Annotated in this window: 17 protein-coding genes; 12 read left to right on the forward strand and 5 right to left on the reverse strand. The window is 33.5% G+C overall.

Annotated features, from left to right (window positions below):
• Positions 1–54 precede the first annotated feature (54 nt).
• The 4 genes from BC961_RS10700 (at position 55) to BC961_RS10715 (ending at position 8,538) form a co-directional block, all read left to right on the forward strand.
• Positions 55–1,008 (forward strand): AAA family ATPase, encoded by a 954-nt coding sequence (locus BC961_RS10700; RefSeq protein ID WP_121925852.1) that lies wholly within the window; start codon positions 55–57, stop codon positions 1,006–1,008.
• Between the two features lie 323 nt (positions 1,009–1,331).
• Entirely contained in the window at positions 1,332–4,106 is a 2,775-nt protein-coding gene (locus BC961_RS10705; protein ID WP_121925853.1) for a bifunctional aconitate hydratase 2/2-methylisocitrate dehydratase, read from the forward strand.
• A gap of 127 nt (positions 4,107–4,233) precedes the next feature.
• On the forward strand, positions 4,234–6,495 hold the full coding sequence (locus BC961_RS10710) for an aconitate hydratase (RefSeq protein ID WP_121925854.1): 2,262 nt from the start codon (positions 4,234–4,236) through the stop codon (positions 6,493–6,495).
• A gap of 654 nt (positions 6,496–7,149) precedes the next feature.
• Positions 7,150–8,538: a C40 family peptidase gene (locus BC961_RS10715; RefSeq protein WP_245980895.1), complete on the forward strand. Its 1,389-nt coding sequence runs from the start codon at positions 7,150–7,152 to the stop codon at positions 8,536–8,538.
• A gap of 58 nt (positions 8,539–8,596) precedes the next feature.
• Here the strand turns inward: BC961_RS10715 and BC961_RS10720 are convergent, their stop codons facing one another.
• A complete protein-coding gene (locus BC961_RS10720; protein ID WP_121925855.1) occupies positions 8,597–9,106 on the reverse strand; it encodes a pyridoxamine 5'-phosphate oxidase family protein in 510 nt (169 codons plus the stop codon).
• Positions 9,107–9,418: 312 nt separating this feature from the next.
• On the opposite strand from BC961_RS10720, the gene BC961_RS10725 reads away from it, so the two are divergent.
• Entirely contained in the window at positions 9,419–10,423 is a 1,005-nt protein-coding gene (locus BC961_RS10725) for a TlpA family protein disulfide reductase (RefSeq protein ID WP_121925856.1), read from the forward strand.
• A 110-nt stretch (positions 10,424–10,533) separates the two neighbouring features.
• On the opposite strand, the gene BC961_RS10730 is transcribed toward BC961_RS10725, so the two are convergent.
• On the reverse strand, positions 10,534–11,589 hold the full coding sequence (locus BC961_RS10730) for a glycosyltransferase family 9 protein (protein ID WP_121925857.1): 1,056 nt from the start codon (positions 11,587–11,589) through the stop codon (positions 10,534–10,536).
• A 346-nt stretch (positions 11,590–11,935) separates the two neighbouring features.
• On the opposite strand from BC961_RS10730, the gene BC961_RS10735 reads away from it, so the two are divergent.
• Both BC961_RS10735 and BC961_RS10740 read left to right on the forward strand, forming a co-directional pair.
• Positions 11,936–12,163, forward strand: a complete 228-nt coding sequence (locus BC961_RS10735) for a CDGSH iron-sulfur domain-containing protein (protein WP_121925858.1) — start codon at positions 11,936–11,938, stop codon at positions 12,161–12,163.
• Between the two features lie 249 nt (positions 12,164–12,412).
• Positions 12,413–13,819 carry an APC family permease gene (locus BC961_RS10740; RefSeq protein ID WP_121925859.1) on the forward strand — a complete coding sequence of 469 codons (1,407 nt, stop codon included), beginning with the start codon at positions 12,413–12,415 and terminating at the stop codon, positions 13,817–13,819.
• Positions 13,820–14,045: 226 nt separating this feature from the next.
• Here the strand turns inward: BC961_RS10740 and BC961_RS10745 are convergent, their stop codons facing one another.
• Entirely contained in the window at positions 14,046–15,494 is a 1,449-nt protein-coding gene (locus tag BC961_RS10745) for a glyceraldehyde-3-phosphate dehydrogenase (RefSeq protein ID WP_121925860.1), read from the reverse strand.
• 369 nt (positions 15,495–15,863) lie between these two features.
• Complete coding sequence (locus BC961_RS10750) at positions 15,864–17,264, reverse strand: trypsin-like peptidase domain-containing protein (protein ID WP_121925861.1); 1,401 nt, start codon at positions 17,262–17,264, stop codon at positions 15,864–15,866.
• A 136-nt stretch (positions 17,265–17,400) separates the two neighbouring features.
• Between BC961_RS10750 and dapF the strand changes: the two genes are divergently transcribed.
• From dapF to BC961_RS10775, 5 genes are all read left to right on the forward strand, one after another.
• Positions 17,401–18,183 carry a diaminopimelate epimerase gene (gene dapF / locus BC961_RS10755; RefSeq protein WP_121925862.1) on the forward strand — a complete coding sequence of 261 codons (783 nt, stop codon included), beginning with the start codon at positions 17,401–17,403 and terminating at the stop codon, positions 18,181–18,183.
• Between the two features lie 18 nt (positions 18,184–18,201).
• A complete protein-coding gene (locus BC961_RS10760; protein WP_121925863.1) occupies positions 18,202–18,735 on the forward strand; it encodes a GNAT family N-acetyltransferase in 534 nt (177 codons plus the stop codon).
• A gap of 89 nt (positions 18,736–18,824) precedes the next feature.
• Positions 18,825–19,865 (forward strand): endolytic transglycosylase MltG, encoded by a 1,041-nt coding sequence (gene mltG, locus BC961_RS10765; protein ID WP_121925864.1) that lies wholly within the window; start codon positions 18,825–18,827, stop codon positions 19,863–19,865.
• 2 nt (positions 19,866–19,867) lie between these two features.
• The gene (locus tag BC961_RS10770; protein WP_121925865.1) at positions 19,868–20,785 is read left to right on the forward strand and encodes a DUF2279 domain-containing protein; all 918 of its coding nucleotides are present in this window, start codon (positions 19,868–19,870) and stop codon (positions 20,783–20,785) included.
• A 96-nt stretch (positions 20,786–20,881) separates the two neighbouring features.
• On the forward strand, positions 20,882–21,523 hold the full coding sequence (locus BC961_RS10775) for a peptidoglycan-binding protein LysM (protein ID WP_121925866.1): 642 nt from the start codon (positions 20,882–20,884) through the stop codon (positions 21,521–21,523).
• A 101-nt stretch (positions 21,524–21,624) separates the two neighbouring features.
• Here the strand turns inward: BC961_RS10775 and scpA are convergent, their stop codons facing one another.
• Positions 21,625–23,754, reverse strand: a complete 2,130-nt coding sequence (scpA, locus tag BC961_RS10780; RefSeq protein ID WP_121925867.1) for a methylmalonyl-CoA mutase — start codon at positions 23,752–23,754, stop codon at positions 21,625–21,627.
• Positions 23,755–23,783 lie beyond the last annotated feature (29 nt).

Genomic DNA, 23,783 nt, shown 5'->3' on the forward strand with positions numbered 1-23,783 from the left:
GTTAGTTTTATGATTTCATAACGCTAACTCTTTTTAATTTTAAATACCTCATAAATGTCAGACGTAGCAGCAATACAAAACCTAGTTCAAAAGAGAGAAGAGTTAAAAAAAGAAATCGCTAAAATCATTGTGGGACAGGATGCTGTAGTAGATCAGATTTTACTATGTATTTTCTCAGGAGGGCACGCTTTATTAGTTGGTGTTCCCGGATTAGCCAAAACATTGATGGTGAATACGCTCGCTCAGGCTTTAGGACTTGACTTTAAGCGAATCCAGTTTACTCCAGATTTAATGCCGTCAGATATTCTAGGAAGCGAAATTCTAGATGAAAGCCGGAATTTTAAATTTATAAAAGGTCCAATATTCTCTAATATTGTTCTAGCAGACGAGATCAATAGAACACCTCCAAAAACTCAGGCTGCCCTATTAGAAGCTATGCAGGAACGATCGGTTACCATTGCAGGAGTTAATTATAAATTGGCGTTACCTTATTTTGTTCTAGCTACTCAAAACCCAATTGAGCAAGAAGGAACCTATCCTTTGCCTGAGGCCCAATTAGACCGATTTATGTTTGCCATCAAGCTAGAATACCCTTCTTTTGAAGAGGAAGTATTAGTGGTAAAGAGAACTACTTCTGATATTAAAAGCACCGTTAATCCGTTATTTACTGCTCAAGAAATTATTGATTTCCAACATCTAATTCGAAGAATACCAGTTGCAGATAATTTAATTGAGTACGCGGTGTCATTAGTGAGTAAAACAAGACCTGACAATGCCTTATCGAATGAGTTTATTAAAAACTATTTAGATTGGGGAGCAGGTCCAAGAGCATCTCAGAACCTAATATTGGCAGCTAAAGCTAATGCTGCATTTAACGGCAAATTTTCTCCGGATATCGAAGATGTAAAAGCAGTAGCAATTGGTATTTTGCGTCATCGAATTATTAAAAATTATAAAGCCGACGCTGAGGGAATCACTGAAGAAATGATAATAACTAAGTTGCTATAATTCCACATTCATAACGCACCTAATTGTTGCGAGGATCAAAGCGATTCCTACAAATTTTTATGTATTGCAAAGAATTAAAACTAATACTGTGAATTTTTTAAAAAATCAATTAAATTTTGCTATATCCGCATTTTAATGTGATGTAATTGGTTTATTTATAATAATAATATTTAGAAAGTGTTGTTTTATTAAATTCTTTTTAATTTCAACCGAAATAACTAAATTTGCGCATCAAAAAAATAAAAAACACCTAAATATTTTCGGTTCTGTATTTTGAGATGATCAAAGTAATGTGCCTTTTAACATTGAAAAAGAATTATAATATGAGTATTTATAACGATTATCTTAAAGAAATTGAAGGCCGGAAAGTACAAGGCCTTCATCCTAAACCAATTGATGGTGCTGAATTACTAAGTGAAATTATTACACAAATTAAAGATGTAAATAATGTACATAGAGAAGATTCTTTGAATTTCTTTATCTACAATGTTGTTCCTGGAACTACGCCTGCTGCTGCTGTTAAAGCAGTGTTTTTAAAAGAAATTATTACTGCTGCTTCTGATGTAAAAGAAATCAGCAATGCTTTTGCTTTTGAGTTATTATCTCATATGAAAGGTGGGCCTTCTATTGAAGTTTTGCTTGACTTAGCTTTAGGGAATGATATTGCTGTTGCAAAAGAGGCTGCTGCTGTCCTTAAAACACAAGTATTTTTATACGACGCGGATACAGATCGTTTAAAAGAGGCTTTTAAAGACGGTAATGTAATTGTAAAAGAAATTTTAGAGAGCTACGCAAAAGCAGAGTTTTTCACAAAGCTTCCTGAAGTAGTAGAAGAGATAAAAGTGGTGACTTATATTGCTGGTGAGGGAGATATTTCAACTGATTTACTTTCTCCAGGTAATCAAGCGCATTCTCGCTCAGACCGTGAACTTCATGGTAAATGTTTAATTTCTCCAGAGGCACAAAACGAAATTCAAGCGCTACAAATTCAACATCCTGATAAAAGTGTAATGTTGATTGCTGAAAAAGGGACTATGGGTGTTGGTTCATCTAGAATGTCTGGTGTAAATAACGTAGCATTATGGACAGGTAAAAAAGCAAGTCCTTATGTTCCCTTTATTAATATAGCACCGATAGTTGCTGGTACTAATGGTATTTCTCCAATTTTCCTTACTACTGTTGATGTTACAGGAGGTATTGGTCTTGATCTTCAAAACTGGGTTAAGACATTAGATCAAAATGGAGACCCTCTTCGTAATGAAAGCGGTGATCCTATTCTAGAAGAAGTATATTCTGTTGCAACGGGCACGGTACTTACAATAAATACAAAGACAAAGAAATTATATAACGGAGAGCAAGAATTAATTGATATTTCTAAATCATTTACTCCGCAAAAAATGGAATTTATCAAAGCTGGTGGATCTTATGCAATTGTCTTTGGAAAAAAACTTCAAACATTTGCATGTAGTACATTAGGTATCGAAGCAGTTCCCGTTTATGCGCCATCAAAAGAAGTTTCTATTGAAGGACAAGGTCTTACTGCTGTTGAAAAAATATTTAATCGAAACGCTGTTGGAATAACTGCTGGAAAAGTTTTACATGCAGGGTCTGATGTTCGTGTTGAAGTAAACATAGTTGGTTCACAAGACACGACTGGTTTAATGACTTCTCAGGAATTAGAGTCGATGGCTGCAACTGTTATCTCACCAATTGTGGATGGAGCTTATCAATCAGGTTGCCATACTGCGTCGGTTTGGGATAGCAAATCAAAAGCAAATATTCCTAGATTAATGAAGTTTATGAATGACTTTGGTTTGATCACTGCTCGTGATCCTAAAGGCGTTTATCATGCAATGACCGATGTAATTCACAAAGTATTAAATGACATTACTATTGATGAGTGGGCTATTATTATCGGTGGTGATTCTCATACAAGGATGTCAAAAGGAGTTGCTTTTGGTGCTGATTCAGGTACGGTAGCGCTAGCACTTGCTACTGGTGAGGCTTCAATGCCAATTCCAGAATCTGTTAAGGTGACTTTCAAAGGGGATATGAAAACCTATATGGATTTCCGTGATGTAGTGCACGCTACTCAATCTCAAATGCTTCAGCAATTTGGTGGAGAAAATGTTTTCCAAGGTAGAATTATCGAAGTTCACATTGGAACATTAACTGCTGACCAAGCGTTTACTTTTACAGATTGGACTGCAGAAATGAAAGCGAAAGCTTCTATCTGTATTTCTGAGGATGATACTTTAATCGAATCATTGGAGATTGCAAAAGGCAGAATCCAAATTATGATTCATAAAGGGATGGACAACCACAAACAAGTTCTTCAAGGATTAATAAACAAAGCAGATAAGAGAATTGCTGAAATTAAATCATGTGAGAAACCAGCTTTAACGCCGGATGCAAATGCTAAGTATTATGCTGAAGTTGTTATTGATTTGGATATTATTGCCGAGCCAATGATTGCTGATCCTGATGTAAATAATGCTGACGTGTCAAAACGTTACACACACGATACCATTAGACCGCTTTCTTTTTATGGAGGTGTTAAAAAAGTTGACCTTGGATTTGTTGGATCATGTATGGTCCACAAAGGCGATTTAAAAATTCTTTCTCAAATGCTTAAAAATATTGATGAGCAATACGGTAAAGTTGAGTTTAAAGCTCCTCTAGTGGTTGCTCCGCCAACATATAATATTGTTGACGAATTAAAAGCAGAAGGAGATTGGGAAGTACTTCAAAAGTATTCTGGTTTTGAATTTGATGATAATGCTCCAAAAGGTGTGGCAAGAACTGGATATGAAAATATACTTTATCTTGAGCGTCCTGGATGTAACCTATGTATGGGGAATCAAGAAAAGGCAGCAAAAGGGGATACTGTAATGGCTACTTCAACGCGTCTTTTCCAAGGAAGAGTAGTTGAAGATGCTGAAGGGAAAAAAGGAGAATCGTTACTTTCTTCAACTCCGGTAGTAGTTTTATCAACCATATTAGGTAGAACACCTACAATGGATGAGTATAAAGCGGCTGTAACAGGAATTAATCTTACGCAGTTTGCACCATCTCACAAATTATTAGTCAATAAATAGTGATATAGATTTGTCAATCATATTTTAAAAGCTCGAGTGATATACTCGGGCTTTTTTTTTAATGTTTCCTCTATTTTTTGTACCTTGTGTTTTCAAAAGGAATTATACATATAACTTATTTAATATTATGGCATTTGATATAGAAATGATTAAAAAAGTGTACGCCAATATGACTACTCGTGTTGACAAAGCACGTGAGATAGTTGGTCGCCCACTTACTTTAACAGAAAAGATTTTATACAATCACTTATGGGAAGGCACGCCGACTCAAGCATTTACTAGAGGTGCTGATTATGTTGACTTTGCACCCGATAGAGTAGCTTGTCAAGATGCAACAGCCCAAATGGCTTTGTTGCAATTTATGCATGCTGGTAAATCTAAGGTTGCTGTTCCTACGACTGTTCACTGTGATCACTTGATTCAGGCAAAAGTAGATGCGGTTACAGATTTGGCTAGAGCCAAAACGCAAAGTAATGAAGTCTTTGAATTTTTATCTTCTGTGTCCAATAAATATGGTATAGGTTTCTGGAAACCTGGAGCAGGAATTATTCACCAAGTTGTACTTGAGAATTATGCATTTCCGGGAGGAATGATGATTGGAACTGATTCACATACTGTAAATGCAGGTGGATTAGGGATGGTAGCTATAGGTGTTGGTGGAGCTGATGCGGTTGATGTTATGTCTGGAATGGCGTGGGAGTTAAAATTCCCAAAATTAATTGGAGTTAAATTAACTGGAAAACTTTCTGGTTGGACAGCTCCTAAAGATGTTATTCTTAAAGTTGCAGGTATTCTAACTGTGAAAGGTGGAACTGGCGCTATCGTTGAGTATTTTGGCGAAGGAGCAACTTCTATGTCATGTACAGGTAAAGGAACAATTTGTAATATGGGTGCCGAAATTGGTGCTACAACTTCTACATTTGGTTATGATGCTTCGATGGGACGATACTTAAGATCTACAAATAGAGCTGATGTCGCTGATGAAGCAGATAAGATTGCACCATATTTAACAGGTGATGATGAGGTTTACGCAAATCCAGAAATGTATTTTGATCAAGTGATCGAAATCAATTTAGATGAATTAGAGCCACATTTAAATGGACCATATACTCCAGATTTAGCAACTCCTATTTCAAAAATGAAAGAGGAAGCAATTAAAAATAATTGGCCGTTAAAAATTGAAGTAGCTTTAATAGGTTCTTGTACAAACTCTTCTTACGAAGATATTGCGCGAGCATCATCAATTGCTAAGCAAGTTACTGACAAAAAACTAAAAATTAAGTCTCAGTTTACAATTACACCAGGTTCTGAAGTTGTTCGATATACAATAGAGCGTGACGGATTTATCGATATTTTTGATAAAATGGGAGCTACAGTTTTTGCAAATGCATGCGGACCATGTATTGGAATGTGGGATAGAGATGGAGCTGAAAAAGAAGAACGCAATACAATCGTGCATTCGTTCAACCGTAACTTTTCAAAACGTGCTGATGGTAACCCAAATACTTTAGCTTTTGTAGGTTCGCCTGAACTTGTAACTGCTTTAGCTATTGCTGGAGATTTAGGATTCAATCCTTTAACTGATACTTTAATTAATGAAGATGGTGAGGAAGTTCGGTTAGAAGCTCCCACTGGAAATGAGTTGCCTCCTAGAGGATTTGACGCTGAAGATCCTGGATTTCAAGCGCCAGCTGAAGACGGATCAGGTGTTGTAGTTTCTGTGAGCAGTAGTTCAGAACGTTTGCAATTATTAGAACCATTTGATCCATGGGATGGAAAAAATATTACAGGAGCTAAATTATTAATAAAGGCTTTTGGAAAATGTACAACAGATCACATTTCTATGGCTGGACCATGGTTGCGATTCCGTGGACATTTAGATAATATTTCAAATAACATGTTGATTGGTGCAATTAATGCATTCAATCAAAAACCAAATACAGTTAAAAATCAATTGACTGGAGTTTATGATGCTGTTCCTGCGGTAGCACGTGCTTACAAAGCAGCGGGTATCCCTTCAATTGTTGTAGGAGATCACAATTACGGGGAAGGTTCTTCTCGTGAACATGCGGCGATGGAACCTCGTTTTCTTGGTGTCAAAGCCGTTTTAGTAAAATCTTTTGCCCGTATTCACGAAACAAACTTGAAAAAACAAGGTATGTTGGGATTAATATTTGCTGACGAAGCAGATTATGATAAAATCCAAGAGGATGATACAATCAATTTCTTAGATTTAATTCATTTTGCTCCAGAAAAACCCTTAACATTAGAATTTGTTCATGCTGATGGTTCTATAGATATTATAATGGCTAATCATACTTACAATGAAGGACAAATAGGTTGGTTCGTTGCCGGTTCAGCATTAAATTTAATAGCTGCTGAAGCATAATTATGTATGGGAACTGAGCTAATTGATTTAGTTTGTAATAAATAAAAGTGTTCGATAATTTAAAATCCAGTTTTTTTGACTGTAATTTAAATTAATGAGCACTTTTTTATTGTTTAGATGGAGCTTATCCTGCTCTTCCTTTCAAGCTTTATTATAGCATTGCTTTTTTCTAAGACTAAAAAGGAGCTTACTTCAATCGCTCTTTTTTGTCGAGAAAAAATACAATTCTATTTCAAAAGGCTTTTCATTTCGATCAGGGCTAACAATTGTTTTATAAAGGTTAAAATTCATTTTCGCTCAGTTTTAATCCAATCTCCGTAAATTTTAGGTATTTTAATTTTCAATACTCTATTACAGTTACTTCCTTGCTTCAAAAAACAGCATTAAAGAACGAAAATGTGGCTATTATATAAGAATTTTTAAAATTTGTGAAACTAAATAGGCGTTTTTTTGATTAATAAGTTTATATTAGCTTTTTTTAAAAATGCACTAGCTTTAGTTATTGATTTAATTTTTTTATCAAATAACAAAGCATTTTTAAGAAACGTGTTTCTTGAACATCTTTCAAGAAATTTATGCTGACGAAATTTAATAATTATATCCCGAAATTGTCAGTTAGAATACCATGGGGTAAGTAATTTGAAATAAATGAATATGAGTTTAAGAGTAATTGTAGCGCTATTTTGTCTGAATAGCATGGTTCTTTTTTCACAGGAAAAAATCACAAAACACACTATATCAAAAGGGGAAACAATCTCAAGTATAGCTGAGAAATACGAAGTAAAGCAAAGCGCAATTTTAAAGCTAAATCCCAAAGCAAAGAACCTATTAAAACTCAATTCTGTTTTATTAATACCAACTACAATAGTTACAAAAAGTAACACAAAAGCAACTACACACCCTAAAGTAGTTAATAATTCATCCAAAGAACACCAAGTTCAAGCTAAAGAAACACTTTACGGTATAGCTAAACAATACGGACTTACAATCAAAGAACTAAATGATTTAAATCCAGCACTTGCTTCTTCTGATTTAAAAATTGGACAAAAAATAAATATTCCTTCAAATTTAATAAACGAAACTCCAGTTATTGCTAGTAAGGAAGTTGCTAACAAGCAAGATTACAACCAAAATTCACCAATTTCGTCATCATTTAGTTGGGAAGTGCAACCAAAAGAAACTAAATACTCGATTACTAAAAAATACGGGATTAGTATCAAAGAATTTGATAAAGCAAATCCTGAGTTAGGAGTTAAAGCACTTAGAGTTGGTCAGAAAGTAAATATTCCTGCAAACGCTGTCGCAGTTGTTGAATCTAAAGAAGTTTTAAAGATTGAGGATAAAGTTTCATTGCAACCTAAAGTGGAATTAGTTCAAAATGATATTAAAATCATTGAAGAAAATAATTCTGTTAAAAACACTTTTGTAAGGGAGGTTTTAGCAAAAGAGACGAAATATGCAATTGCAAAAGAATACGGAATTACAGTTCAGGAATTAGAAAAACAAAATCCAGAAATTAAAGGAAAACTTCGTGTAGGTCACAAATTGACCATCACATCCGATATAGCTATTAAAGAAAATAATGCAATAGCTAATAATATTGACATCAAAAACAGCAAGATTGATTTTAATAATTCACAGAGGACAGCGTTTAATCATGATTTTTTAGATCAGTTAATTGAAAATGCTTCAGAAAACATTGGTACTCGTTATAGAACTGGAGGAACATCAAAATCAGGATTTGATTGTTCAGGTTTGATGTGCACTACTTTTGGTGCATTTGACATAAAATTACCAAGAACCTCTCGTGAGCAATCTAGTATAGGAACAAAAATAAATACAGAAGAAGCTCAAAAAGGAGATTTAATATTCTTTAAGACTAATGGTAGAAGCCAGATCAACCATGTAGGAATGGTTGTTGAGGTCAATGAAGGAGAAATTAAATTTATTCACTCTTCAGTAAGTAACGGTGTTATTATTTCCTCTACTAAAGAGAAGTATTACCAGAAAAATTTTACTCAAATAAATAGAGTTTTGCAGTAAATCTAGACTTATTAAAAAAAAACGCTCCAACATGTTGGAGCGTTTTTTTTTGCTCTTTTTATACTTTAATTTCACCTTCTGTTCCACCCACTAAGTTTGTTCCAGTGACAACTGAAGCAGCCATTTTTATGAAGTTGATCATTTGGTTACCATCCGTATCCCAGAAATACGCACTTTTTGGTTCAACCTTGATTAATGAAACATTTGGATCTTCTTTTCCTCCTTCAAACCATATTCCAACTGCCGGTGACCATAGTTCGTCAATCTTGTCGCGATCTAAAACAATTGATGCATGACCATTCACTACTAAATAACTTCCTTTTGGAGGATGGGAGAAAAACAATTGAACGTTAGGATCTTTTGCAATCTCTTTGTTTTTATCACTATTCTTCTGGTCAAAAAACCAAATATTACCTTTATCACATACATGGGTTGCACTCATCGGTCGAGCAGTTGAACCATCATTGTTTTTAATATCAGTACAGAAAAGACACATTGTGATATCTTTTACTAAACTCTTTAATTTATCTATTCCTTCTATCGTGTAATCAGTTCCTTTAGCACTCATAATTATTATCTTTAAAATTAATTCTATATTGTACGTTGAATTACAAAGTTGACAAAGATTCAAGGAAAATTAATTATACAATTTATTCTAAATGTTTCATTTTTTAAATATCTGATACTGTGATAAGTGTTTTATCTGCATTTTGGAAATTCCTTATATCTGTGTAGTCGTATCATTTTAGCTATTCTAACTATTGTATTTTATTGTTGAATAATGATATCGAGAATTAATTCTAATTAATTTTATGTTAATTGTTAATATCACTTAACATTAATAAATTATTTTTGAGTTACTAAATAAAAAATTAACTCTATGAGAAAATTACTTTTTATCGCATTGGCATTTATTGGTACGGCTAACGTGATAGGACAATCGAAAACCGCTTTGTCTTTTAAAGCAGAAATTGCCAACAGAAATACCGATGCTATTAGTTTCTTAGATAGAAATAATGGTAAGGAGGTCAAAAAAATTGAAGTTAATAAGGACGGATTTTTTAAAGACTCTTTTCCTATTGAAGAAGGTTTTTATATGCTTTTTGACGGTAAGGAGTATACTAAAGTTTTCTTGAAAAATGGTTACGACTTAACTTTAAAAATGGATGCTAAACAGTTTGATGAATCTATAGTATACTCAGGAAAAGGTGCTTTGGAAAATAATTTTCTAGCTCAAAATGCTATCGAAGATGCAAAGTATGATTATGATTTACTTTTAGCTTCGACAGAAGATAGTTTTAATAAAACTATAGTAGAGAAGAAAGCTTCAGATTTAAGTGCACTAGAGAATAAGAAGTTTGATCCTAGCTTTGTGATGCTACAGAAAAAGAATATTGAAAATTCATTTGTTGGATTGACTAAATATTACGAGGAAGGTCTTAAAACAAGAAAAATGGATGGTGCAATGTCTCCTTCATTTAATTATGATAATTATAAGGGTGGAAAAACCAAACTAGAAGACTTTAGAGGTAAATATGTTTACATTGATGTATGGGCAACGTGGTGCGCTCCTTGTCGTGCTGAAATACCTTTTTTAAAGAAACTTGAAGAAAAATACCATCAGAAAGATATTGTTTTTTTAAGTCTTTCTATTGATCAATTAAAAGATGTTGAAAAATGGAGAAAATTAATCAAAGACAAAGAATTAGGTGGAGTACAAGTTTTTGCTGATAATGACTGGAACTCTCAATTCATCAAAGACTATAATATTACTGGTATTCCGAGATTTATATTAATAGATCCAAATGGTAAAATTGTAAAAGCCGATGCTCCTAGACCATCTAGCCCAACAATTGAAGCTGAGTTTGATGCGCTATTGAACTAGTGGTCAATAATTGAGAAATAACAAGTAAGAAGAATTTTTAATTAAGATCTATCTATATAAGAAAGCCGCCAAAATTTTATTTTGGCGGCTTTTGTTATTTATTCCCATTACTAATTTGATTTCGAGAGAACCATATTTATGATTTTAATCCAGTCCTCAATAGTTCCAGTGTTTGTATTTATTGCCTCACTGTTATTATTATACGGTTTATACATATTAATATTATCGCGAGAAAACAATCCAACTGTTGGTGTCAATGATGCGCTTGCTAAGTGCATAATCCCACTATCTGCGCCAATAAAAATTTCAGTATTTGCAATCACTGCACAAATCTCTCTCACATCTTTGCTATAAAATGTTGGCGCTTTAAACCCAATTTGCGAAATGTTTTCCACAGGTAAAACTTCGATTATATTATACTGCGGATATTCCTTTAGTAATCGTGCGTAGAATTCTTCCCACCACAATTCGGAGTAGCATTTATCATCGGTAGCATAAGTGAATATGCTTATGGTTTTCTTGTCGTTTTTTACTAAATCGGCAATAATTTTAGAACCTGTATTAATCTCTAGTGAACTCAATTTCAAGTCTATTGATGGTATAGCATTTTCGTTTTTAGCAAATCCTAATTTAGTTAAAAATGATCTAAATTCATATATAGGGTATTTCGCTATGTGCTCATAATCACTGTTTGCTAATTGCATTTCCTTATCCAATTCGCCAAAAAATTTATATTTTGCATCAGCAAACTGTGCCGATAATCTTCCGGATGAAGAGTTTTTATCGACGTTAATTACTATATCGTACTTCTGATTTTTGATTTTGATCCATACTTTGAAATAATCAATTAGATTTTTAAATGGTTTTTTAGGCAGCTCAATTATATAGTTGATGTTTTTATAATTTTCAAAGATAATTGGCGCTAAACCACCTTTTACAAATAAATCGATCTTGCAATCCGGAAAAACCGATGCAACATCTTGCACTAGAGGTGTGATTAGTAAAAGATTCCCCAAACGATGATTAGGTCTGGAAATTAAAACCTTTTTTATTTCTATCTTTTCAGATAAATCGATCTGCTGGTTCTTTTGTGAGCTACCTATATTTTTAGTTAAACCGCGGGTTATAATTCTTCGGAATTCATTTATTTTTTTTATAGCACTCATTTTTTTTGGATAGTAGGTTTAGATTTAATACTGGATAGACTTTTCGAACATGGGATATTAAAATGCGATGCTGATTAACTTTTTATAAAAGAATCTATGTTTATCATCGCAAATGTACAATTTAGAATTTAATCAAAAACATTCGACTACTTAACAAAACTGGTCGCGAATTTTATTTTTTAAATAGATACGTTTGATTAATTTTCTATCAATGAACATATTTTATCTTTTGTCTTTTCCTTTAAATAGAATTACTGTAAATTATAAATAGAATTTGTAAAAAGTATATAAATAATGATTCATCAAGCTATATTTGCATCTATTGAACTATAAAAATAAGTAAATTATGAGCACAACAAAACTTACCATTAATCGTAATGGTTCTATTAAAATTGAAGGAGATTTTGAAATTACAGATAGTGAAGGAAACGTTTATGGGTTAGAAGGTAGAAATACTTTAGGTCTTTGTCGTTGTGGAGAATCAAAAAGCAAACCTTTTTGTGACGGTTCTCATAGAAATAACTTTGAGCATGATGCTAAAGCATTTGATTTACCGCCAATGAAAACCAAATAAATATTCGAACTTTTAAAATTGGATTCTGTTACTAATTACTAGTTTTCCTATTTCAAAATAAATATAAATTTATTTAAAGACGCTATTCGCATCAAAAGTGCGAGAGCGTCTTTTTGTTTTTTAGTACTTTACTATTATTGTGCGAGAGCACATTTATTTTTTTAATAGTATTTTGAAGACAATTATTAATTTGATTTCTCATTTTAAAAAAAAGTATATCTTTAGCCAACCAAAACCAAAAACTATTATATGGAAGAAAATAAACCAGAGCATTTTAAAAGAGAATTAGGGTTACTAGACGGAACGATGCTCGTTGTAGGATCCATGATTGGTTCAGGGGTTTTTATTGTAAGTTCAGACATGGTTCGCCAATTAGGATCTTCAGGTTGGCTTATTGCTATGTGGGTTCTTACTGGTGTGATTACAGTGATTGCAGCAGTAAGTTATGGAGAATTGAGTGCGATGTTTCCAAAGGCAGGAGGGCAATATGTTTATATTAAAGAGGCATACGGAAAGTTAGTTGGTTTTTTATACGGTTGGAGTTTCTTCGCTGTTATTCAAACAGGTACTATTGCTGCAGTAGGCGTTGCTTTTGCAAAATTTTCAGCTTATTTATACGCACCGTTAAGCGATAAAAACATTTTATATGAAATAGGAAGTTTTAAACTTAATGCTGCGCAAGTTCTCTCTATAATTACCATTATTTTTTTAAGTTATATCAATAGTCGCGGTGTAAAAAACTCTAAAATATTACAAACGGTTCTTACTTTGATTAAGATTGTTTCATTAGCCGGTTTGATAATTTTTGGTTTCATGGCAGCTAAGGCTGAGGTATGGGATGCAAACTGGACTAATGCTTGGGCTTCGCAATCCTTCAATGTAGAAACTGGTAATTGGTTGCCAATAAGTGGTATGGCATTAATTTCTGCTATTTCTGCAGCATTAGTTGGTTCCCTATTCTCAAGTGGAGCTTGGGAAGGAGTTACCTTTATTGCAGGCGAGATTAAAAACCCTAAGCGGAATGTAGGTTTAAGTTTATTCTTAGGGACAGTTATCGTTTGTGTTATTTACGTGCTAGCAAATTTAATGTATCTAGCAGTTGTGCCTTTGCAAGGGATCGCGACAGCCGAGTCAGATAGAGTTGCAGTTGTAGCGTCGCAATATATTTTTGGTCCGATAGGAACATTTTTAATTGCGGTGATGATTATGATTTCCACTTTTGCTTGTAACAACGGAATGATTATGGCAGGAGCAAGAGTCTATTACACAATGGCTCAAGATGGTCTGTTTTTCAAAAAAGCCGCTCAACTTAATAAAGCGAGTGTTCCAGCTTGGTCGATTTGGGTACAATGTCTTTGGGCTTCTGTGCTGTGTTTGACTGGGAAATATGGAGATTTATTAGATTTTGTGGTCATTGTTGTTTTGATTTTCTATATGCTAACTATATTAGGAATATTCATCCTTCGTAGGAAGTTACCAAATGCGGATCGTCCTTATAAAGCTTTTGGCTATCCTTTTTTACCAGGTTTGTACATTGTAGTATCTACAGCAATTTGTATTGCTTTGTTAGTTGTAAAAACAAGTACATGCGGTTGGGGTGTACTAATAATGTTAGCTGGGATTCCAATCTATTATCTAACGAAAGCAAAAGAATAGTTCTTCTATATAATTGTAAATAATCATCTAATCATTTATAGTTTGTGAGACAGTTTTATTTTTGATGTAAAAATGAATTAACTAAAAAATCCGTCCCGTTATTAAACGAGACGGATTTTATATTTAAATTCAGGTTGGACTGCAGTTATTAAGTTTTAAAAATTACCGACTAAAAACTAATTACTAAAAAAAGATAACAAGCAATTAACAACCTGTAAGCTATAGACTAGTAGTAAGTAAAACGTCTTACTTTAGCAATATATTTTGCTAATCTAATTACTTGATGACTGTAGCCATATTCGTTGTCATACCAGATATAAAGAACTATGTTTTTACCATCTTTTGATACAATAGTTGCGTTGCTATCGTATATGGCTGGTTGAGGTGTACCTACAATATCTGAAGATACTAACTCATTATTCATAGAGTATTTTATTTGTTCTACAAGTTCGCCTTCTAAAGCGTACTTTTTCATTATTGTATTAATTTCTTCAACTGAAGTGGTTTTCGAAACTTCAAGATTCAAAACTACTAATGAACCATTTGGAACCGGTACACGAATTGCATTCGAAGTCAATTTTCCTTCTAGTGAAGGCAACGCTTTCGCGACAGCGCTACCAGCACCTGTTTCAGTTATTACCATGTTTAAAGCCGCTGCTCTTCCGCGACGGTACTTTTTGTGCATGTTATCAACTAGATTCTGATCATTTGTATAAGCGTGAATCGTTTCTAAATGCCCTTTGACAACACCTAAAGTATCTTCAACAGCTTTTAAAATAGGCGTAATTGCATTCGTAGTACAAGATGCAGCCGAGAAAATATCAATCTCATCTGGATTGTATTCGTTTTGGTTTACACCGTGAACAATATTTGGAACTCCTTTTCCTGGTGCAGTTAGTAAAACTTTATCAGCTCCTTTTGAAACTAAATGTCTACTTAATGCTTCATGAGTAGTAAATGCACCCGTATTATCAATCACTAAAGCATTGTCTATACCGTATAATGTATAGTCAATTTCTTCTGGAGAATTTGCTGTAATGATATGCACAGTTGTTCCGTTGATAATTAAAGCGTTATTAACAGTATCAGCAGTCACTGATCCTTCAAAATCACCATGAATAGAATCATATCTTAATAAAGAAGCTCTTTTTTCAAGAGTAGTAGCATCGTTTTTATCGCGAGTAACAATCGCTCTTAAACGCAATTGACTTCCTTTACCAGTTTTAGACATTAATTCTCTAGCAAGTAAACGACCAATTCTACCGAAACCATATAAGACAACATCTTTAGGACGAATTTCCTCTGAATTCTTTGCGTTTTTTAATTTATCAATAACAAAGTATTTAGCATCTGGATATTTATCTTCTTCTAAAGCGAATTCATACGCTAATTTTCCAATATCTAATTTTGCTGGCGGAAGGTCTAATTCTAATATCGCTTTTGCAATCTTAACAGAATCAAAAATAGAAATAGGTTTACCTACAAATTCAGCAGCGTAACCATGCAAATTGATAATATCGCTAACATTACGATCTATTAATTGATTGCGGAATAAAACCATTTCGATGGATTTATCATACCATAAATCACTGATAATTTTAATCAGTTTTACTCCTGCACGTCGCCTGTCGGCTTGAAAAGATACTTCTTTTTCGTATAAAGTTGTAGTTGCCATGTTGAAAATTTAATGAAAATAAGTTAGTGTATTTTTTAAAATTTGGTGCAAAAGTACCTATTTCAATCGATTTCGTAAGCTATTTTCTAAATTATTTCTAAAAAAATAACAGTAGTGTTTTTTTGATTTGATTTTAGTTTTTGCAAATTATCAGTGAATCCTAATACTGGTATTGAATTGAAAGCTTTTTACGTGAATTACAGGCGGAAAATTTTATGAAATAATCTTTACTGGACATAAAACACTTTAATTAATTTTAAATAGTCTATTTAATATTTTTAATTCTTATCAAACTTGTAAAACAAACAAAGCCACCTTTATCATAAGATGGCTTTGTTTATAACACTTTAAATTTTCTAAAAATTTAGATTAGATTATTACCCTAATTATTTCACCGTTTTTATTAATCATTTCAATACGTACTGTTTGATTCTCTCCTTTTTTATTTAAAAGTTTAGATACCATTTCAATATTGGTTGCTTTAACATTATCTATACTTAGAATGATATTGCCTCTTAATTCAGAATCATACTGTTTTAAATTTTCACTTGTGATTGATTTAATCTTCACACCGTAATCAATTTTAAATTTCTTCTTGTCAGCAGCATCGATGTTTTCTAATTCTATCCCTTTAAATTCGGTACTAAAAAACTCGTTCTTACTAAGTGTTACAGGAACAATTTTAGTTTTTCCGTCTCTTATATAAGTGACTTGTATTTTGTCATTTGGTCGTTTGGTATTGATGTAACCAGACAGATCAGCAAACGTAGCAATGTTCTGCTCATCTAATTTTATAATAATATCTCCTTTAGATAATCCTGACTTTTCTGCACCAGAATTTTGAGTAACCTTGTTGATGTAAAATCCTTCAGTTTGTGCAATTCCTAATTCCTTAGAGGCGATTCCATTAAGCTCACCACCTTCTACTCCTAAAATTCCTCTTTGTACGTTACCAAATTCCATTAAATCTTCAATTATCTTTCTTGCTATATTAGAAGGTACAGCAAAGGAGTACCCTACATACGAACCAGTCATAGAAGAAATCATAGTGTTGATCCCTATCAATTCTCCTCGCGTATTTACTAATGCACCACCGCTGTTACCTGGATTTACTGCCGCATCGGTTTGTATAAAAGACTGAATTCCACTAGTATCTAAATCTCTAGCTTTTGCCGAAACAATCCCAGCAGTCACCGTTGAGGTTAAATTATAAGGATTTCCAACTGCTAAAACCCATTCGCCCACTTTCACAGAGTCAGAGTTAGCAAAAACAGTATAAGACAACTTTTCTTTAGCATCAATTTTAAGTAATGCAATATCCATCTTTGAATCGGTTCCTATAAGTTTTGCAGTGTATGTCTTTTTATTATTCAATGTAATTTCAATTTCAGATGCTCCTTTTACAACGTGATTATTCGTTACAATATAACCATCTTCTGATATAATAACACCAGATCCAGTTCCTACTTGCTCTTGTGTTTGTCCTCCTTTATAACCATAAAAATATTCGAGAATGGGATTACTAACTGTCCTTCTCGAAACATTTTTTACGTGAACTACATTATGAATTGTTTTTTCGGCAGCATCTGTAAAATCTAGAACTTCTGATGACAATCCTACTCTTTTACCATAGGAATTTGATGCTACAGTTATTCCTGAATTTCTCTCATTTGAGAAATAGCCATTTGTGTCAAATAATACTTTGTATGCGCCTAGTGTGACAACTCCACTTAGCAACGAAACCAATAAAAGTGTAGAAAATTTTTTCATATTAAATTCGTTTTAAAATATTTTTTATACAAATTTAAAGCTAAAATCATTCCATAAAATACTGTTTAACGCTCTTTAACAATGATTAACATTTCATTAATAGTTCGTACTTTTGTTAATCTTAAAATATCTTATAATGCAATTAGAATTTTTTAAATACCAAGGAACGGGCAACGATTTTGTAATGGTTGATAATCGCGGAGAGTTTTTTCCAAAAAGCAACATCAAACTAATTGAAAAATTATGCGATAGACGTTTTGGCATTGGTGGTGACGGTCTAATTTTATTGGAAAACGATGCGGAAACTGATTTCAAAATGGTTTACTATAATTCTGATGGTAATCAAAGTTCGATGTGTGGAAACGGTGGAAGGTGTTTAGTGGCTTTCGCCAAAAATTTAAAGGTAATAGATAACAAAACTACTTTCATAGCAACAGATGGTTTACATCATGCAAGTATTGATTCTGAAGGTTTAGTGGCGCTGCAAATGATTGATGTTGATGAAGTAAAAGTCAATTCAGATTATGTTTATATGAATACAGGATCTCCACATCACGTCAAACTAGTTGATGATTTAGACAAGTACGATGTTAAAAGTAGCGGAGCCCAAATAAGATACAGCGATTTGTATGGAAAAGAAGGTTCTAATGTAAATTTTGTAAAACAAATAGATCATAGGACTTTTTCGTTACGTACGTATGAAAGAGGAGTGGAGGACGAAACACTTTCTTGCGGAACGGGAGCGACGGCAGTTGCAATCGCTATGAATTTTTTAGGAAAAACAAACGAGTCAGTTGTTCACTTGAACGTTGGAGGTGGAAAATTAGAAGTTTCTTTTAATAGAGATAATTCTTTATTCACTGAAGTCACTTTAAAAGGTCCAGCTGAATTTGTGTATCAAGGAACTATTGAAATTTAATTAAAATGTTTGTTGTAAATGAAGACAATTAAAGGTAGTACCATATACATTCGAGCGCTAGAGCCTAATGATCTTGAGTTTATTTACGCGATAGAAAATGACCAAACTATTTGGGAAGTTAGCAATACGAATACTCCATATAGTCGTTTTTTAGTTAAGCAATATTTAGAAAATGCACATCAAGACATTTATGAAGCTAAGCAACTTCGATTAGCAATTTGTCAAGATGAAGACTTTCCAGCATTAGGTTTAGTTGATTTATTTGATTTTGACCCAAAGAACAATAGAGCAGGAGTCGGGATCGTGATTCAAGGGAATGAAAATAGAAATCAAAATATTGGATCAGAAGCTATAGAGTTATTAATTGAGTATGCTTTTGATAATTTAAATTTACATCAATTATATGCAAATATTGGCACTGACAATGTAGCAAGTATAGCGCTTTTTACTAAATTTGGTTTCGAAAAGATTGGAGTTAAAAAAGATTGGACTTTAGTGAAGGGTAAATATAAAGACGAAGCTATTTTTCAATTAATAAATACTAATTTCTAAATTTTGCAGTTTCTTTATCATCACTTTATTATTAAAAAAGAAAATGTAGCGAATCAAGTAGTTGATTCCACTAAAAAAATAAATCACTTATGAGCTTAAAAAAAATTATAACAATAGCGGCTGTTGTATTGATAACGTTATTAATGATTTATGGATTCGTCCTTTTAAATCAAATTTTTTCTGCTAACACTAAATTTGAAGATAAAGAAGTTTACGTTTATGTGCCAACAGATTCAAAATATGAAGATGTGCAAAAAATTCTTGCTCCTTATGTAGAGAAAATGGATCGCTTTGATCTTGTTGCAAATAAAAGAGGTTATGACGATAATGTTATTCCAGGTCGTTTTTTATTGACTAAAGGAATGAACAGTTATGCTTTAGTTAAAACAATGCGATTAAATTCTGCGGTGAAATTAGCCTTTAATAATCAAGAACGTGTTGAGGATTTAGCAGGGCGAGTAGGATCGCAAATAGAGGGAGATAGTGTTTCATTGCTCAAATCATTCAAAGATTCTATTTTTTTAAAGGAAAACGGGTTTAATGAAGACAATGTAATTGCTATGTTTATTCCTAATACCTATGAAATTTATTGGAACACCACAGCTGTTAAATTCCGAGATAAAATGATTAAGGAATATCGCAATTTCTGGACTAAAGAAAGAATCGCTAAGGCAGAGAAGCGAGGTTTAACTCCAGTAGAGGCCACTACATTAGCTTCTATTGTTCATAAAGAATCAGTTAAGAAAGATGAAAGGCCTAGAATTGCTGGCGTATACTTGAATCGTTTGCGAGCAGGAATGCCACTTCAAGCTGATCCAACAGTAATTTTTGCAATGAAAAAGAAGTCAAATGATTTCGAACAAGTTATTAAAAGAGTTTTTTACAATGATTTAACGACGAGTCATCCTTATAATACTTACATGAATACTGGATTGCCACCAGGACCTATTGCTATGCCCGATATTACAGCGCTGGAAGCTGTTTTAAATCCTGAAAAAAATGACTATATTTATTTTTGTGCAAGCGTAGAGCGTTTTGGTTACCATGAATTTGCTGTAACTTTAGAGGAGCACAATAAAAATGCTAAAAAATATTCAGAGTGGATTAATAGTCAAGGCGTTAAAAGATAGTTTTGAATATTAAACTTCTTCTTCTATTTTTCTATAGTCTCACGTGCCAAATCTGTTATTCCCAAAATAGCGATTTTGAAAACTTCTTTACTCCTTCTGATTCCTTAAATTTAAGACGCCAAAATGCAGTTTTAATTTCTGAAGCGGCGTTAGGTACTGCAACATTGGTTGGTTTAAACCAACTGTGGTATGCTGATTATCCTCGTTCTCAATTTCATTTTATAAACGACAATTCTGATTGGTTGCAGATGGATAAAGCAGGACACGTTTTTTCATCCTACCATTTAGGTCGTTTTGGTGCTGAAATGTTAAATTGGAGTGGTACTGACAAAAATAAGCAATTATTATATGGTGCAGGTTTAGGCTTTGCGTTTCTTACAGCCGTTGAGGTTTTTGATGGATACTCTGCTGAATGGGGAGCATCTTCAGGCGATATTATAGCAAATGCAACAGGAACAGCTTTATACATATCTCAAGAATTACTATGGAAAGAACAGCGTATTACGCCAAAATTTTCATTTCATACTACCAAATTTGCCAACTATCGTCCAAATATCTTAGGAAGTTCAACTGCTGAACAAATTTTAAAAGATTACAACGGACAAACATATTGGCTATCAGTTCATTTATATTCATTTTTTAAAGGTTCGGATATACCAAAATGGCTCAACGTCGCGGTGGGTTATGGAGCTGAAGGAATGATCAGCGGAACCGCTCAAAACAAAGATTCATCTACACCTGCAGAACAGCAAAGATTCAGACAGTTTTATCTAAGTCTTGATGTAGATTTATCGAAAATAAAAACTAAATCTTCTTTTTTAAATTCCGTTTTTTCTGTCGTAAATACTATAAAAATTCCGGCACCAACAGTCGAATTCTCGCGCTTAAACCACGTTAAATACCACTTAATCTATTTTTAGAAAACTTTAACTACTTGATATTCAGTATAAATAATTTTGTTGTATCTTTGCGGGCAGAAATTTCATAACGGGACAGCGTTTGAAGAAAAACAATTTATGATAAAGAAATGGTATTTTTATTCAAGTCTAACTGTAATAACAGTTTTTTTAAGCTCAGGTTTTAGACCTGCTAATTTAGAAACCAACCCTTGGTTTCTTATCAATGAAGAAGATGGTACACACTACTTATATCCATCTCAAGAAGTAGAAGAATACACAAACTTAAGTATTCCATTTACAGGAAATTTCTTCGTTGGTTTCAGAGAAGCTGTTGGCTTCAGAGAATCAGAAAGCAAATACAAAAAAATTAATTCCTTAGGTTATATAGGTAAATATCAGTTTGGTATTGAAACTTTGAAGTCTGTTGGTATTTATGATAGAAATGCTTTTTTGAATAGTCCTGAATTGCAAGAAAAGGCTTTTTTAGCGCTTCTAGCAAAGAACAAATGGGAATTAAAGAAAGAAATTGAAAAATATGAAGGTACAGTTATTAATGGCCTTCGAATTACAGAATCAGGTATTCTAGCTGCTGCACATCTTGGTGGCGCGGGATCAGTGAAGAAGTTTTTTAGATACAAGGGAAAACGCAACTTTACTGATGCTTATGGAACATCAATTAGAAGCTATATGAAAATGTTTGGAGGATACGATACTTCGTTTATAGTAGCAGACATTAATGCAAAAGCAAAGAATATTTAAAAAATGTAATTAGTCAAAAAAAAGAGGCTGTCAATAATTTCGACAGCCTCTTTTTTTTACAATTTGATAGAGTAAAATTATTTTTTTAATTCATTTGTTTTTTACTCAAAACTGCCCATTAATATTTCTAATATTTTAATAGCAGCTTCACTAATTTTAGTTCCAGGACCAAAAACTGCTACAGCGCCAGCGTCAAATAAGAATTGATAATCTTGTGCAGGGATAACGCCTCCTACAACAACCATAATATCTTCTCTTCCATATTTTTTAAGCTCGGCAATCACTTGCGGAACTAAAGTCTTATGACCAGCAGCTAATGAGGAAACGCCTAAAATGTGAACATCATTCTCAATAGCTTGTTTAGCAGCTTCCTCAGGCGTTTGAAAAAGTGGACCTATATCAACGTCAAAACCTACATCAGCATAACCAGTAGCAACTACTTTTGCTCCTCGGTCGTGGCCGTCTTGTCCCATTTTTGCAATCATGATACGCGGTCTGCGTCCTTCTTGCTTTGCAAATTCATCCGCCATTTGCTTTGCTTTTTCAAAGCTTTTGTCGTCTTTTATTTCTTTACTATACACGCCGCTAAAAGATTTAATTTGTGCTTTATATCTGCCAAAAACCGTTTCTAAGGCATCGCTAATTTCTCCTAATGTTGTTCTTTCTCTAGCGGCTTCAACAGCAATTTCTAATAAATTACCTTCTCCAGTTTTAGCACAAAGAATTAATTTATTTAGGGCATTCTGTACTTTATCTGAATCTCTGTTTGATTTTATTTGGTCTAGTTGTTCCAGTTGTTGCTTTCGAACCATTTGATTATCCACGTCTAATATCTGCAATGGATCTTCTTTTTCTAATCGGAACTTGTTTACTCCTACAATAATATCTTGTCCGCTATCGATTCTCGCTTGTTTTCTCGCTGCTGCTTCTTCGATCCTCAGTTTAGGTATACCAGATTCAATAGCTTTTGTCATTCCACCTAGTTCTTCAACTTCTTCAATAAGTTTCCAAGCGTTTTCTGCAATCTCATTGGTTAAACTTTCTACGTAAAAACTTCCAGCCCACGGATCGACTGTCTTAGTTATTTTTGTTTCTTCTTGTAAATAAAGTTGCGTATTTCGGGCAATTCTCGCTGAAAAGTCCGTTGGTAGCGCTATAGCTTCATCTAAAGCATTTGTGTGGAGTGATTGGGTTCCTCCAAACGCCGCCGCCGCTGCCTCTATGCACGTACGCGCCACATTATTGAAAGGGTCTTGTTCTGTTAAACTCCAACCAGACGTTTGGCAATGCGTTCTTAAAGCTAATGATTTGTCATCTTTTGGTTCAAATTGTTTTACCAATTTTGCCCAAATCATTCTTCCTGCACGCATTTTAGCAATTTCCATAAAATGGTTCATTCCAATGGCCCAGAAAAAAGATAGTCGTGGTGCAAACTCGTCAATTTTCATTCCAGTAGCTAATCCAGTTCTTATGTATTCTAAACCATCAGCTAGGGTGTAAGCCAACTCAATATCAGCAGTTGCTCCCGCCTCTTGCATGTGATATCCTGAAATTGAAATTGAATTGAATTTAGGCATATTCTTGCTAGTATATTCGAATATATCAGCAATTATTTTCATAGAAGGTGTAGGCGGATAGATATACGTGTTACGCACCATAAACTCTTTCAAAATGTCATTTTGAATTGTTCCCGATAATAACTCAGGTTTAACGCCTTGTTCTTCAGCAGCAACTATGTAAAAAGCCATTATGGGTAAAACTGCTCCATTCATTGTCATTGAAACCGACATTTCGTCTAATGGAATTTGGTCGAATAATACTTTCATATCTTCTACAGAGTCGATAGCAACTCCTGCTTTTCCAACGTCACCTACAACACGCTCGTGATCAGAATCATAACCGCGATGCGTAGGTAAATCAAAAGCTATAGAAAGTCCTTTTTGACCTGCAGCCAAGTTTCTTCTGTAAAAAGCATTACTTTCTTCAGCTGTTGAAAATCCAGCATATTGCCGAACAGTCCAAGGTCGACGGACGTACATAGTAGCGTAAGGTCCTCTTAAATTTGGCGCAAAGCCAGCTCCAAAGTCCAGATGATTAAGGTTCTCTGTATCTTTTTCAGAATAAGTTGCTTTCAGTTCGATATTCTCAGCAGTTAGAAAGCTTTTTTCCTCTAAACCCACTGATTTATTTTCTGATTGCTCTAATTTTATATGTTGTATGTCTTTTCTCATTTGTATTTTACCAATTTAAAACTGCTAAT

Origin of the sequence: Flavobacterium weaverense (assembly GCF_003688495.1) — a bacterium.
Classification (GTDB): domain Bacteria; phylum Bacteroidota; class Bacteroidia; order Flavobacteriales; family Flavobacteriaceae; genus Flavobacterium; species Flavobacterium weaverense.